Origin of the sequence: Arenimonas sp. (assembly GCF_047602345.1) — a bacterium.
Taxonomy (GTDB): Bacteria; Pseudomonadota; Gammaproteobacteria; order Xanthomonadales; family Xanthomonadaceae; genus Arenimonas.
On the sequence record NZ_JASGHN010000006.1, the window covers coordinates 1,281,979 to 1,296,736 of the forward strand.

Below are 14,758 nucleotides of genomic sequence, written 5' to 3' on the forward strand. Positions count from 1 at the left end.
ATACATATGGCCGACTCCAGGGAACCGGCGGTGCAAGCCGCCAAGCTGGACACTTATCGTGCCTGGCAGGCGACGCGCTACGGCAGCGCCGCCGAAGCGCTGCAACTGGGCGAGCTGGCGTATCGCGCGCCTGTCGGCGCCGAGGTCGCCATCCGGGTCGAAGCGGCCGCGCTGAACCCGATCGACTACAAACTGCTGGCGGGCCAGTTGCGCCGATTGCAGAAACTGCGTTTTCCGGCGACGCCGGGCTTCGACGCCGCCGGCACGGTGATCGCGTGCGGCCCCGGCGCGACGCGTTTCTCACCTGGCGACCGCGTCTTCGTGCGCGGCAGTCGCGACACCCTCGGCGCCTTCGCGGAAATCACGATGCAACCGCAGGCCTTCGTCGCGCACGCGCCGCGCAACCTCGACGCGAGCCAGGCCGCTTCCTTGCCACTGGTCGCATTGACCACGATGCAGGCACTGGAAGATCGTGCCCATGCCCAGCCCGGCCAGAGCATCCTGGTCCATGCCGGCGTCGGCGGCTTGGGCAGCTTCGCCCTGCAGTACGCGCGCCACCTGGGATTGACGGTGCATACCACGTGCAGCGAACGCAACCGCGCGCTGGCCTTTTCTCTCGGCGCGCAGGAGGTCATCGCCTACGACCGCGAAGATTATCGCCATCGCCTGGATCGCTACGACATGGTGTTCGATACGCTCGGCGGCGAACACACGCTGGGCTCGTTCAATGTTATCAAACGCGGCGGCGTGCTGGTCAGCGTGGCCGGCCCGCCGGATCGGGAAATGGCGGCGAAGGCGCCGAACTTCCTCGTGCGCTGGGGCATGCAGGCGATGGCGCGCGAGGTCCATGCCGCAGCGAAGAACAAGCAGGTGCGCTACTTCCGTTTCCTTACCGAATCGGACGGACCGCGGCTCGAGGCGCTGGTACCCCTGATCGAGTCCGGCGAGATACGCCCGCTGATCGATCGCGTGTTCGAATTCGAACAACTGGTGGCCGCCTGCGAGTACCTGCAACAGGGACGGGCGCGCGGAAAAGTCGTACTGCGCGTCGCTCTCGCCTGAGATTCCAGGGAAGGAAAGCAACGGGCCGGCTTGCGCCGGCCCGTTGCGTGTTGCGCGAAACGTCCAGGATCAGTCCGACTCCCACCACATCCAGAATTCGTCCCAGAGCCTGCCGAAGAAACCCGCTTCTTCGACGGCATCGAGCGCGACGAGCGGGCGCTCCGCCAATACCTTGCCGTCCAGGCTCACGCGCACCTTGCCGATGGCCTGGCCCTTCTTGATTGGCGCGATCAGGGTCTTGGGCACGTCCATCGCCGGCTTCAGCTCGTTGTAGCGGCCGCGCGGCACGGCGATCTGCAAGGGCTGGGCGAGACCGAGATTCACCGTTTCCTCCGAACCCTTCCAGACCTTCTGCGTGGCGATCTTGGCGCCGCCGGCGTACAGCTGGTGGGACTCGAAGAAGCGGAAGCCCCATTCGAGCAGATTGAGGTTGCCGGTTTCGCGCAGACGGAAACCTTCGGACTGCGACTTGCTGTCGATCCCCATCACGATCGACACGAAACGCTGCTCGCCGCGCTTGGCCGAAGCCAGCAGGCAGTAGCCGGCATTGCTCGTGTGCCCGGTCTTGATGCCGTCGATGCCGCTGCCCTCGCGCCACAACAGGGTGTTGCGGTTGTGCTGCGGGATGCTGCCGACCGTCATTTCCTTGATGCTGTTGTAGGCATAGGTCTGCGGGAAATCGCGGATCAGGGCGCGGCCGAGCAGGGCCAGGTCGTAGGCGGTGGTGTAGTGCCCTTCGGCGCTGAGACCATGCGCATTGACGAAGTGGCTGTTCTTCATGCCGATGCGCTGCGCGTAGCTGTTCATCAGCGCGGCGAAAGCCTCCTGGCTGCCGGCGACATGTTCGGCGATGGCGATCGCGGCATCGTTGCCCGATTGCACGGCCATGCCCTTTTCGAGTTCGCTGAGCTTGACGCGGCTGTTGAGCTCGAAGCCGCTGAAGCTGCCATCCGTGCCGGCGCCACCCTCGCGCCAGGCGCGCTCGCTGATGGTCACGAGATCGTCGGGCTTGATCTTGCCCGCCTTCATCTCGGCCGCGGCGACATAGGCGGTCATCACCTTGGTGATGCTGGCCGGTTCGCGTCGTTCGTCGTAGTTCTCGCCGGCGAGTACCTGGCCGGTGCCGTAGTCCATCAGCAACCAGGCCTTGGCGCCCACCGGCACGGGCGCCGGCGGCACCGGCACGGCGGCGGGCGCGGCAGGAGTACCGGGTTGGGGAACAGGGACTTGCGCGATCGCGGCCGTCATGGCGGCGGTGGCGAACGCGGCGAACATCAGTCGGGGGAAACGCATGCGGAACTCCAGAGGGAAGGACGGCGCGCCGCCCGAAAACAGAAGCGGATTGTAGTGCCTATTCGCTGAATACTCGCGGGCTGGGCAGGCCCAGCTGGCGGATTCTTTCCGCCAGGGACTCGATTTCCGACAGGCTCAGCGGACCGATGCGCACGCGCCAGACATCGCGACCGCCCACCTCGGCCCGATCGATGTCGGCGTCCTCGATGCCGGCATCGTCCAGGCGATCGACCAGTCGCTGCGCATTGTCCTTCTCGGCGAAACTGCCGAGCTGCAACCAACGTCGTTCCGCATCGCCGGCGTCTTGCCGGACCGCGGCTCGCGCGGACGCGTTGGTGAGCGATGTCGAAGCCGTTGCCGGCGCCTCGGTCTCGCCGTCGCCGGTGATCGCACGCAGTTCGACCCGCGCGGTGCCGGTGCGATCGACGCCCAGGCGGACGGCGGCGGCATAACTCAGGTCGATCACGCGACCGGCGTGGAAAGGGCCGCGATCGTTCACGCGAACGATGAGGCTGCGCCCATTGTCAAGATTGGTGACGCGCACGAAACTCGGCAAGGGCAGCGTCTTGTGCGCGGCGGTGAATGCGCACATGTCGTAGATCTCGCCGCTCGACGTACTACGGCCGTTGAACTTGGCGCCATACCAGGAGGCCACGCCGCGCTCGGAATATCCCCTGGCCGATTCGCGCACGTAGTAGTTCTTGCCCAACACGGTGTAGGGCGAACGATTGCCATAACGCGACTTGGGTTCGTCGCGCGGCACCGGTTCCGCCACGCCGCTGATATCGACTTCGCCTGCCGGCCCGGCATCCGCCACGCCCGGCGCGTACAGGCCGCCCGCTGTGTAATCGCGCTCGTCATGCTGGCGCGTCGGCAGGCAATGATTGATCGCGGCGCGCTCTTCGTTCGCGCCGATCGCTTTCGATGTCGACGGCGCGGGTCGGATTGCGGGCGCAGACGAGACCGGCGCCGGCCCCGTCCGCTTCGGCGCATGACCGCAAGCCGCCAGGCCCGCGCACAGCAGCAGCGCCACGACAAAGCGCATCAGGGCGAAGCGACAGGGTCCGCGGCGATTTCGCGCGACAACTGGTAAACCGCCAACGCATACATCGGCGAACGGTTGTAACGCGTGATGACGTAGAAGTTCTGGTAACCGATCCAGTACTCCGGACCGGTCGGGCCCTCGTAATTCAGCAGCGTCGCCGGCAAGGCAGGAGCCGCGTTGTCGACCGGGCGATAACCGCGCGCCGCGATTTCATCCAATGCGTATTTCGCTTCGTAGTTCTCCGGCACCCACGGCGCCGCGCCCGGATCGGCTTTGGCCGGCACGGCGACCGGTTCGCCTTTGCGCCAGCCATAACCGATGAAATAGTTGGCGATCGACGCGAAGATGTCGCGCGGCGAATTGAACAGGTCGCGGCGCCCGTCGCCGTCGCCGTCCTTCGCGTAGTTGCGATAGCTGGACGGCATGAACTGGCCCCAGCCCATGGCGCCGGCGTAACTGCCTTTCAACGCGCCGATATCCAGACGTTCCTGCTTGGTCAACGCGAAGAAATGGCCGAGCTCGCTGCGGAAGAATTCCTCGCGCTTGGGATAGAAGAAACCCAGCGTATAGAGCGCGTCGAGCACGCGGTAGCTTCCGGTGTTGCCGCCGTACTGGGTCTCGACGCCGATGATCGCGACGATCATCTCGGCCGGCACGCCGGTGTCGGCCTGCACCTTCATCAATTCCTCGCGATGTTCGGCGAGGAACTTGCGGCCACCGCGAATGCGAGCCTCGGTCAGGAAGATCGGCCGATAGTCCTTCCACGGCTTGCCTTCCGCCGGTCGCGTGATGGCGTTGATGATGCTCTGCTTGTAGATCGCCTGCGCGAGCCCGGCCTCTATCTCTTTCGGGTCCAGGCCATAGGCCTTCGCGGTCTCGGCGACGAACACGGCGCGACGATCGGCCGCGAGTACAGGAATCGGTGCTTCGACCGCCGGAATCACCACGGGCGCAGCGACCGTCGTGCCCTGCGCCGGCGATGGCGCCGGGACGCGCATCGGAACGGTGTTGTTCGTCGCCTGCGGCGTCGCCGGTTTGACCGGGGTGGAACAGGCCGCCAACGCGGTGGCGAAGCAAAGGGAGAACGGAATCAGTCGGGAGCGCATGGCGATCCTGTGCTTGGGGCGGGAACAATGTAGCACGGCGGTTCGAGGCACTGGCGGAGCGCCCGCGTCACGACATCAGCTTGCGATGCGCATGCACCGACATCACCATGCCGAAGCCGGCGAGCAGCGAAACGGCCGATGTGCCGCCATAGCTGAGCAAGGGCATCGGCACGCCGACCACGGGCAAGAGGCCGGCGATCATCGCCCCGTTGACGATCACGTAGACGGAGAACGTCATCGCCAGGGCACCGGCCAGCAGGCGCGAATAACCATCACGCGCATTGGCGGCGATCCACAGGCTGCGGCCGACGATGAACAGGTAGAGCGCGAACAGTACGGTCACGCCGACCCATCCCCATTCTTCGGCCAACACCGAAAAAGCGAAATCGGTCGTGTGCTCCGGCAGGAAATCCAGGTGCGCCTGGCTGCCCTGTCCCCAGCCCTTGCCGAACCATCCGCCGGAACCGATCGCGATCTTCGATTGGATGATGTTCCAACCGGTACCGAGCGGATCGGATTCCGGATTCAGGAAAGTCAGGATGCGGTTCTTCTGGTAGTCCATCAGGAACAACCAGGCGACCGGCAACGAACCCAGGCCGAGGCCTGCGAACAATCCGATGCGCCACCAGGCGATGCCGGCGAGGAAGACGGTGAACGCGCCGGACGCGGCAACGAGCATGCCGGTACCGAGATCGGGCTGCAGGATGATCAGCCCGACGGGAATGCCGATGATCATGGCGCACACCGCCAAGGTGCCCCAACGCGGCGGCAGGATGCTGCGATGCAGGTACCAGGCGACCATCATCGGCACGCTGAGCTTCAACAGTTCGCCCGGCTGCAGATAGAAGAGGCCCAGGTTGATCCACAGTCGCGCGCTGCGCCCGGAGCCGAAAGCGAACACCATCGGCAGCAAGGCCAGCGTGAGAACGAAGACCAGCGGCGTCCAGCGGCGCAGGCGCGAAGGCGGAATGCGCGAAATCATCAGCATGGCGAAAATGCCGGCGCCGAAACGCGCGGCCTGCGCGACGACGACGCGGGTCTCGCCGCCACCCGCGCTGGACTGCACCACCAGGCTCGCCACCATGACCCCAACCAACGCGAACAACAGCGGCCAATCGACCTTGTCGACGAAGTCGAGCAACCAATCGCGCAACCAGCCGATCATCGGACGGTCTCCGGCGCAGTCGGCGCGGCGGGCGCTGGCGCCGACTGCGGAATCAGCGCGGGGGAAGTCGCGATCTTCGGCAACAGCCAGGCGTCCATGATCTTGCGAGCGATCGGTGCAGCGGTGCTGGAGCCGAATCCGCCGTGTTCGACGACGACTGCGACGGCGATGGTGGGATTGTCGGCCGGCGCATAACCGATGAACAGAGCGCGGTGGCGAAGGTGCAGAGGCAACTGATGCGGATTGACGCTGACATTGCCCTTGCGGCTGACGCGTTGCGCCGTGCCGGTCTTGCCGGCGATCAGGTAAGGCGCGCCGACGCCGATGGCGCGGGCGGTGCCGTGCGAGCCATAGATCGTTCCGACCATGCCCTCCTGTACCGCCTTCATGTTCGGGCCGTTGGCGGCGATGCGCTGCGACGCCGGCATGGGCAAGGGCGTCCAGGCTTCGTTGAATCCGTGTCGCCGGGCCTTGGCCAAGTGCAGCGGCCGGCGCAGACCGCCATTGGCGATCGATGCCGTCGCTTCCGCCAGCTGCAGCGGCGTCACCACCCAGTAGCCCTGGCCGATGCCCGAGTTCACCGTTTCGCCCGGATACCAGGGTTGCTTGAAGCGCTTCAACTTCCATTCCGGCGAAGGCAGCACGCCCGAACTCTCGCCGCGCAGATCGATGCCGGTGGGCTTGCCGAAGCCGTATCGCGACATGTATTCGTCGAACTTGCCGATGCCCATGTCGATGGCGAGCTTGTAGTAGTAGGTGTTGACCGATTGCGCGATCGACTCGCGCAGGTCTACCCAACCGTGGCCGCCAGCGTGCGAATCGCGGAATCCCCGCGCGACGCCCGGCAGATGGAACTCGCCCGTGGACAGTATCTTGTCCTCGGGCGTGCGCATGCCCGACTCGAGGCCGGCGAGCCCGACGAAAGGTTTCACCGTCGACCCCGGTGGGCCGCCGCCGTGCAGGTTGCGATCGAACAGCGGACGCGACGGGTTTTCGGTCAGGGTGCGATAGTCCTTGTGCGAAATGCCGTTGACGAAAAGGTTGGCATCGAAACTCGGCAAGCTCACCATCGCCAGTACTTCGCCGGTTCGCGGATCCACCGCCACCGCCGACCCGTCCATGTCGCCGAACGCGCTTTCCGCCGCGCGCTGCAGATCGGCATCGATGCTCAGTTGCAGGTCCGGAGCCGGTTTCGCCGGAACCCGGCCCACCACGCCCAGGCTGCGGCCTTCGACGTTCTGCTCGACCTGCTCGTATCCGATTTCGCCACGCAGCGAATCTTCGTAGTAGCGTTCGATGCCGGATTTCCCAACATGGGTGAGCGCCGAGTACTTGCTGTCGCCGAGTCGCTCAAGGTCCTGTGCGTCGACCCGGCCGACATAGCCGATCACATGCGCCAGAGCGCTCTCCAGCGGGTAGCGCCGGGTCAGGTAGGGCACGACATCGACGCCGGGAAACAAATGGCGATCCACCGCCAGGCGGGCGCGCTCCTCCTCGCTCAAGCGCAACTTCAGCGTCAGCGGCCGGAACCCCCGTGTCGCGCGCCGAGCGAGCCTGAACTGTTCGAGGTCCTCCTTGCTCAGGCTCACGCGGCGCGCCAGCAACTGCACCGTCGCATCGACGTCGTCCACCTGATCGGGAACGATTTCCAGCCGGTAGGCCGGGATATTGTCCGCGAGCAAGCGCCCATTGCGGTCGTAGATCAAACCTCGCGCCGGTACGACCGGACGCAGCTTGATGCGATTGGCTTCGGAGCGTGTCTTGTATTCCTCGTGCTGCCAGACCTGCAATCGGAAATAGCCGAGGCAAAGACCGAACATCACCGCAGCGATACCGAGGAAACCGACAGCGGCGCGCCGCTGGAACTGGTCGGCCTCGGCGGCCGGGTTCTTCATCGGTTTTCGACGGCTCGCCGGCAGCATCGCGGGAACTCAGTTGCGGGCGCGCAGTCGCGCCAGGTCGAGCAGCATGAAGATCCACGGCCAGAGGAACATGCCGACGACGGGCGACAGCCACGCACCCCAAGGCGGCAGCGGCAGGCCCATGGCCAGATGCAGCACCGTTGCGATCACGCGATCGTTGAACAGCAGCAACCCGACAGCGATGGCCTGTTGCCAGAGCGGGAAGAAGCGCAGTCGCGCCCGGAAGCGTTGTACGAGATAGACCATCACCACCAGTCGCATCGCCTGCTCGCCCAGCGGCGTCGCCAGCGCAAGGTCGGCGAGCAATCCGATCAGGAAGGCCGATCCCAATCCGAGCAACGCCGGCGACTCCAGTATCCAGTAGGCAAAGAAAATGCCGAGCAGGTAAGGCCGCATGGCCGAGAAGGAAACCGGCATCGGGATCAGGGCGAACACGATCGCGAACAACAGGGTACCGAACAACAACCAGCGCGAAGGCGCACGGATCATCGCGCACCTCCCTGTGCCGGCGATGCCTCGGCATCCGTCGCCGGCGTCTCCGCCTCGGTCGGCGGACGCCTGGGCGCGGGTGGACCGACATCCAGGTCCATCGGCAGGTTGCTCACCAGCAGCACCTCCATGCCGCGATCGAGATGCGCGGCAGGTCGCGCATCGGCGATGACGAACAGGCTCGTGCTGTCGGGATGCAGCGCCGTGATGACGCCGACGGGGAAACCGGCCGGGAAGCGCCCGCCGATGCCCGACGTCACCAACACATCGCCCGGTTTGACGTCGGCGCTTTGCGGAATGCTGGGCAAGCTCAGCCGATCGCGTTGACCGTTGCCGAAGGCGGTCGTCCTCAGGCCCGAGCGCGCCACTTGCACCGGAATGGCGTGATCGGGATCGGTCAGCAACAGGGCGACCGCGCGATGCCCGCTGACTTCTATCACCTGCCCGAGCACGCCGCCGGAATCGATCAACGCCTGCCCGACTTCGACGCCATCGCGACTGCCGGCATCGAGCACGATGCGCTGCCGATAGGGATCGAGGTCGACGTCGAGGATGCCGACCAGCTTCATCTTCAATCGGTATCCGCGCAAACCGCCCAGCATCTGCCGCAGACGCAGGTTCTCCGCCGACACCGCGTCGAGGCGATTGAGCCGCGCCGAGGCAAGCGCCAGATCGTTGCGCATCTTCGTGTTCTCGGCCTGCAGGCGATCGCGCGACGCCAAGTTGTCCCGGGACGAGGAGAACAATCGCGCCGGCGCGGCCGCCACCCATCGGAAGGGTTCGCCGAGCACGGAGAGGCGTTGCCGGACCATCGCACCGTAACCGCTGCGATGGTCGAAAACCATCAGGCCGATGGCGAGCGCGACGTAGGCCAGCAAGGGCAGCGTCGACAGGACGTTGTCGCTGTTGCGGGAGGCGGACGAGGCGGGATAGGCCACGCGCTAGGACTCGGCATGAGGCCGGGAACTGCTTCCCGGCGATAGGGGGGAATTGCCGTGTGTCGCCTGCCGGAAAGAAACCCTCCTGGTTCCTTCCGGCATCATCGCTTTACTCCGCGGAGAAGAATCCGTGGCCGTGCATGTCGATCAACTCGAGCGCACGACCGCCGCCGCGCGCCACGCAGGTCAGCGGGTCGTCCGCGACATGCACGTGCAAGCCGGTCTCCTCCGAGATCAGCTTGTCGAGGTCGCGCAACAGCGCGCCACCACCGGTCAACACGATGCCGCGTTCGGCGACGTCGGCGCAGAGTTCGGGGGGAGTCTGCTCCAACGCATGCTTGACCGCGCTGACGATGCCGGCGAGCGGCTCGTGCAAGGCCTCGAGCACTTCGGTCGTGTTGATGGCGATCATGCGCGGCACGCCCTCGGCGAGGTTGCGGCCGGAGACTTCCATCTCGCGCACGCCGGACTGCGGGAACGCGTTGCCGATCTCGAGCTTGATGCGTTCGGCCGTGGTTTCGCCGATCAGCGTGCCATGGCTGCGGCGCACGTAGTTGATGATCGCTTCGTCGAAGCGGTCGCCGCCGATGCGCACCGACTGCGAATAGACGATGCCGTTGAGCGAGATCACCGCGACCTCGGAGGTACCGCCGCCGATGTCGATGACCATCGAGCCGCGGGCTTCATCGACCGGGATGCCGGCGCCGATGGCCGCCGCCATCGGCTCCTCGATGAGGTAGACCTCGCGGGCGCCGGCCTCTTCGGCCGATTCCTTGATCGCGCGGCGCTCGACCTGGGTCGAACCGCAGGGCACGCAGATCAGCACGCGCGGGCTCGGGCGCAGGAAACGCGAGGTATGCACCTTGCGGATGAACTGCTTGAGCATTTCCTCGGTATGGGTGAAATCGGCGATCACGCCGTCCTTCATCGGCCGGTGCGTGGTGATGTTGCCGGGCGTACGGCCGAGCATGCGCTTGGCTTCGGCGCCGACGGCGGCGACTTCACGGATGCCGTTGTTGTGCCGAACGGCCACGACGGAGGGTTCGTTGAGGACGATGCCCTGGCCGCGGACGTAGATGAGGGTATTAGCAGTACCGAGGTCGATCGACAGATCGTTCGAGAACAGGCCGCGGAGCTTCTTGAACATCAGGGAAGCCTTGAAAATAGGGGGTTTCGGGAGGTTGACTAGGGTATCAACGCCCCCTCCCATGGGCAAGGAATATCGCCGATTTCCAGTGCTGGTGCGCACTGCCCCTCGCCCGCTTTGCGCTACCATTCACGTTTCGTGCAGCAATCGCCGTACCCCATTCCGAGGATCCACGATGCCTTCCGCCCTGATCTGCGGCTCCCTGGCCTACGACACCATCATGGTGTTCCCCGACCAGTTCAAGAACCACATCCTCCCGGACAAGGTGCACATCCTCAATGTCTCCTTCCTGGTGCCCCGCATGCGCCGGGAATTCGGCGGCTGCGCCGGCAACATCGCCTATAACCTCAAGCTGCTGGGCGGCAATCCGATGCCGATGGCCACGGTCGGCCAGGATTTCGGCCCCTACCGCGAACATTTCCAGGCGATCGGCATCCCGCTCGACCACGTCAAGGAAATCGCCGACCTTTACACCGCTCAGGCCTTCATCACGACCGATCTCGACGACAACCAGATCACCGCCTTCCATCCCGGCGCGATGATGCGGTCGTACGAGAACCACGTGAAGGACGTGAAGGACGTCGCGTTCGGCATCGTCGGCCCGGACGGCTACGAGGCCATGTTGCAGAACTCCGAAGAGTTCGCCGGCGCCGGCATTCCCTTCATCTTCGACCCCGGCCAGGCCATGCCCTTGTACAACGGCAAGGAACTGACGCAGATGATCGAACAGGCCACCTACGTCACCGTCAACGATTACGAGTCGAGCCTGCTGCAGGAACGCACCGGCCTGAGCGAAAAGCAGATTTCCGAGCGTGTGCAGGCTTACCTGATCACCCGCGGGCCGAAGGGTTCCGAGGTGCACACGCGCAAGGGCATGCTGCAGATTCCGGCGGCGACGGCGATGCGCGTGGTCGACCCGACCGGTTGCGGCGATGCCTATCGCGCCGGCCTGATCTTCGGCTGGATGAATGGCATGGACATGGCTACGACCGGCCGGATCGCCTCGCTGATGGGGGCGCTGAAGATCGAACACTTGGGCCCGCAGAACCAGCGCTTCAGCTACGACGAGTTCGCGGAACAGTTCCGGCAGCAGTTCGGATACGCGCTGCGATAGGCCCACCACCGATCGCGGTCCAGGGTGGGGGCTTCCGAGCGAAGCAGCCGGCGCAAGCGCGGGCTTTTGATGTCGGCAAAGAGGCGCACGCGCTGGGTTCAAGGCGGGTGTTTGGGATGACGCGCCTGTCCCGACCTGTGGCCGACGCGCTACGCGCCAAAGCAAGACGCCAGCCGATGGCTCGACTGGCGTTTTGGATAAAGCCCCTGGCGATGACCCATGTCTGCGAGGCAGCTTGTCGTTGAGCGACAAGGGTTTGCTTGCGGTGCACGTAATGCGACTACGGCGCCTACGCAACAACAGCAAAAGCCGAAGCCTTTAAAGACAAAACCCACCTCTTTCGAGGTGGGTTTGTCTTTAAAAAAGCCCCTGGCGATGACCTACTCTTGCATGCTTGTGCACACTACCATCGGCGCGGTTGCGTTTCACTTCCGAGTTCGGGATGGGATCGGGTGGTTCCACAACGCTATGGTCACCAGGGAGACGGTTGGAGGGTCGCGGTTCCGATCGGTGCATTGATCGAGTCGCGCACGCTCTCACGTTTGGTGTTGATGCGATTGTATCGCATCAGCAAATTGGATTGGGTCAGTAGCGAGCGATTGTTTCGTTTGTCATCGACGTGACGTCGAGGTAAGGCAACTTGAGGTTATATGGTCAAGCCACACGGATCATTAGTACGCGTTAGCTCAACAGGTTGCCCTGCTTACACACCGCGCCTATCAACGACCTAGTCTTGATCGTTCCTTTAGGGGACTTGTGTCCCGGGAGATCTCATCTTGAGGCGCGCTTCCCGCTTAGATGCTTTCAGCGGTTATCGCTTCCGAACATAGCTACCCGGCTGTGCCGTTGGCACGACAACCGGAACACCAGAGGTTCGTCCACTCCGGTCCTCTCGTACTAGGAGCAGCCCCTCTCAAATCTCCAACGCCCACGACAGATAGGGACCGAACTGTCTCACGACGTTCTGAACCCAGCTCGCGTACCACTTTAAATGGCGAACAGCCATACCCTTGGGACCGACTACAGCCCCAGGATGTGATGAGCCGACATCGAGGTGCCAAACACCGCCGTCGATATGAACTCTTGGGCGGTATCAGCCTGTTATCCCCGGAGTACCTTTTATCCGTTGAGCGATGGCCCTTCCATACAGAACCACCGGATCACTATGACCTACTTTCGTACCTGCTTGAGCCGTCGCTCTTGCAGTCAAGCACGCTTATGCCATTGCACACAGTGCGCGATGTCCGACCGCGCTGAGCGTACCTTCGTGCTCCTCCGTTACTCTTTGGGAGGAGACCGCCCCAGTCAAACTACCCACCATACATGGTCCCCGATCCGGATTACGGACCCAGGTTAGAACGTCAAGCACATCAGGGTGGTATTTCAAGGTTGCCTCCACGCCAGCTAGCGCCAACGCTTCATAGGCTCCCACCTATCCTACACAGACGAACTCAACGTTCAATGTAAAGCTATAGTAAAGGTTCACGGGGTCTTTCCGTCTTGCCGCGGGAACGCTGCATCTTCACAGCGATTTCAATTTCACTGAGCCTTGGGTGGAGACAGCGCCGCTGTCGTTACGCCATTCGTGCAGGTCGGAACTTACCCGACAAGGAATTTCGCTACCTTAGGACCGTTATAGTTACGGCCGCCGTTTACTGGGGCTTCGATCAAGAGCTTCGCCTTGCGGCTAACCCCATCAATTAACCTTCCAGCACCGGGCAGGCGTCACACCCTATACGTCCACTTTCGTGTTTGCAGAGTGCTGTGTTTTTGATAAACAGTCGCAGCGGCCTGGTTTCTGAGGCCGATCTCAGCCGAGCAACGCACGTTGCCACCAAGATCGGCGCACCTTCTCCCGAAGTTACGGTGCCATGTTGCCTAGTTCCTTCACCCAAGTTCTCTCAAGCGCCTGAGAATTCTCATCCTGCCCACCTGTGTCGGTTTTCGGTACGGTCTGCGTGACCTGAAGCTTAGAGGCTTTTCCTGGAAGCGTGGTATCAGTGACTTCGCCCGATAGGGCTCGTCTCGGTGCTCGGCATAAAGAGACGCGGATTTGCCTACGCCTCATGCCTACCGCCTTTCCCCGGCAACCAACAGCCGGTACACCTAACCTTCTCCGTCCCCCCATCGCAGTCACGCGAGGTGCTGGAATATTAACCAGCTTCCCATCGACTACACCTTTCGGTCTCGCCTTAGGGCCGACTCACCCTGCGTCGATTAACGTTGCGCAAGGAAACCTTGGGCTTTCGGCGTGCGGGCTTTTCACCCGCATTATCGTTACTCATGTCAGCATTCGCACTTCCGATACCTCCAGCAGACTTCTCAATCCACCTTCGCAGGCTTACGGAACGCTCCTCTACCGCGCATACACAACGTGTATGCACCCTAAGCTTCGGTACATGGCTTAGCCCCGTTAAATCTTCCGCGCAGGCCGACTCGACCAGTTAGCTATTACGCTTTCTTTAAAGGATGGCTGCTTCTAAGCCAACCTCCTGGCTGTCTATGCCTTCCCACATCGTTTTCCACTGAGCCATGATTTGGGGACCTTAGCTGTAGGTCTGGGTTGTTTCCCTTTTCACGACGGACGTTAGCACCCGCCGTGTGTCTCCTATGCATTCCGTCTCGGTATTCGGAGTTTGCAATGGTTTGCTAAGGCGCAATGCCCCGCTAGCCATAACAGTGCTCTACCCCCGAGAGGATTCACATAAGGCGCTACCTAAATAGCTTTCGAGGAGAACCAGCTATCTCCGGGTTCGATTAGCTTTTCACTCCTAGCCACACCTCATCCCCTACTTTTGCAACAGGAGTGGGTTCGGGCCTCCAGTGCGTGTTACCGCACCTTCACCCTGGGCATGGCTAGATCACCCGGTTTCGGGTCTATTGCCTGCGACTATTCGCCCTATTCAGACTCGGTTTCCCTTCGCCTCCCCTAGACGGTTAAGCTCGCCACAGACAATAAGTCGCTGACCCATTATACAAAAGGTACGCAGTCACCCTTGCGGCTCCCACTGCTTGTACGCACACGGTTTCAGGGTCTATTTCACTCCGCTCTCCGCGGTTCTTTTCGCCTTTCCCTCACGGTACTGGTTCACTATCGGTCGGTCAGGAGTATTTAGCCTTGGAAGATGGTCCTCCCATGTTAGACAGGGTTTCTCGTGCCCGGCCTTACTCATTTTCATCATCGTGGCCCTTTCGCATACCGGGCTATCACCGTCTATGGCCGGCCTTTCCAGACCGCTTTGCTAAAACCACAATGACTTAAGGGCTGCTCCCCGTTCGCTCGTCACTACTGGGGGAATCTCGGTTGATTTCTTTTCTTACGGTTACTTAGATATTTCAGTTCACCGCGTTCGCCTCCCGCACCTATGTATTCAGTACGGGATACCTCTCGGCGAGGTGGGTTTCCCCATTCGGACATCTCCGGATCAATGTCTGTTGCCGACTCCCCGGAGCTTTTCGCAGGCTGCCACGTCCTTC

General features: G+C 63.0%; 10 protein-coding genes and 2 rRNA genes. 2 read left to right on the plus strand and 10 right to left on the minus strand.

What is annotated here, in order from left to right:
• Positions 1–6: 6 nt before the first annotated feature.
• A complete protein-coding gene (locus QM707_RS10490) occupies positions 7–1,062 on the plus strand; it encodes an NADP-dependent oxidoreductase (protein WP_415001795.1) in 1,056 nt (351 codons plus the stop codon).
• Between the two features lie 69 nt (positions 1,063–1,131).
• On the opposite strand, the gene QM707_RS10495 is transcribed toward QM707_RS10490, so the two are convergent.
• The 8 genes from QM707_RS10495 to QM707_RS10530 form a co-directional block, all read right to left on the minus strand.
• Positions 1,132–2,355 (minus strand): D-alanyl-D-alanine carboxypeptidase family protein, encoded by a 1,224-nt coding sequence (locus QM707_RS10495; protein ID WP_415001796.1) that lies wholly within the window; start codon positions 2,353–2,355, stop codon positions 1,132–1,134.
• Positions 2,356–2,413: 58 nt separating this feature from the next.
• Positions 2,414–3,400, minus strand: a complete 987-nt coding sequence (locus tag QM707_RS10500; protein ID WP_415001797.1) for a septal ring lytic transglycosylase RlpA family protein — start codon at positions 3,398–3,400, stop codon at positions 2,414–2,416.
• Positions 3,400–4,506: a lytic murein transglycosylase B gene (gene mltB / locus QM707_RS10505; RefSeq protein ID WP_415001798.1), complete on the minus strand. Its 1,107-nt coding sequence runs from the start codon at positions 4,504–4,506 to the stop codon at positions 3,400–3,402. Before mltB ends, QM707_RS10500 begins: the two co-directional genes overlap by 1 nt.
• 67 nt (positions 4,507–4,573) lie before the next feature.
• Entirely contained in the window at positions 4,574–5,671 is a 1,098-nt protein-coding gene (gene rodA / locus QM707_RS10510) for a rod shape-determining protein RodA (protein WP_415001799.1), read from the minus strand.
• The gene (gene mrdA / locus QM707_RS10515) at positions 5,668–7,593 is read right to left on the minus strand and encodes a penicillin-binding protein 2 (RefSeq protein WP_415001800.1); all 1,926 of its coding nucleotides are present in this window, start codon (positions 7,591–7,593) and stop codon (positions 5,668–5,670) included. Before mrdA ends, rodA begins: the two co-directional genes overlap by 4 nt.
• A gap of 9 nt (positions 7,594–7,602) precedes the next feature.
• Positions 7,603–8,082 carry a rod shape-determining protein MreD gene (gene mreD, locus QM707_RS10520; protein ID WP_415001801.1) on the minus strand — a complete coding sequence of 160 codons (480 nt, stop codon included), beginning with the start codon at positions 8,080–8,082 and terminating at the stop codon, positions 7,603–7,605.
• Entirely contained in the window at positions 8,079–9,020 is a 942-nt protein-coding gene (gene mreC, locus QM707_RS10525; protein WP_415001802.1) for a rod shape-determining protein MreC, read from the minus strand. Before mreC ends, mreD begins: the two co-directional genes overlap by 4 nt.
• A 109-nt stretch (positions 9,021–9,129) precedes the next feature.
• Positions 9,130–10,167, minus strand: a complete 1,038-nt coding sequence (locus QM707_RS10530) for a rod shape-determining protein (RefSeq protein WP_415001803.1) — start codon at positions 10,165–10,167, stop codon at positions 9,130–9,132.
• Between the two features lie 175 nt (positions 10,168–10,342).
• Here QM707_RS10530 and QM707_RS10535 point away from each other — a divergent pair, with 175 nt between their 5' ends.
• Entirely contained in the window at positions 10,343–11,281 is a 939-nt protein-coding gene (locus QM707_RS10535) for a carbohydrate kinase family protein (RefSeq protein ID WP_415001804.1), read from the plus strand.
• A 367-nt stretch (positions 11,282–11,648) separates the two neighbouring features.
• Here QM707_RS10535 and rrf read toward each other — a convergent pair.
• Together rrf and QM707_RS10545 are read right to left on the minus strand one after the other, a co-directional pair.
• Positions 11,649–11,761, minus strand: a 5S ribosomal RNA gene (gene rrf / locus QM707_RS10540).
• Positions 11,762–11,931: 170 nt separating this feature from the next.
• Positions 11,932–14,758: ribosomal RNA gene (locus QM707_RS10545) — 23S ribosomal RNA — on the minus strand; the annotation flags it as partial.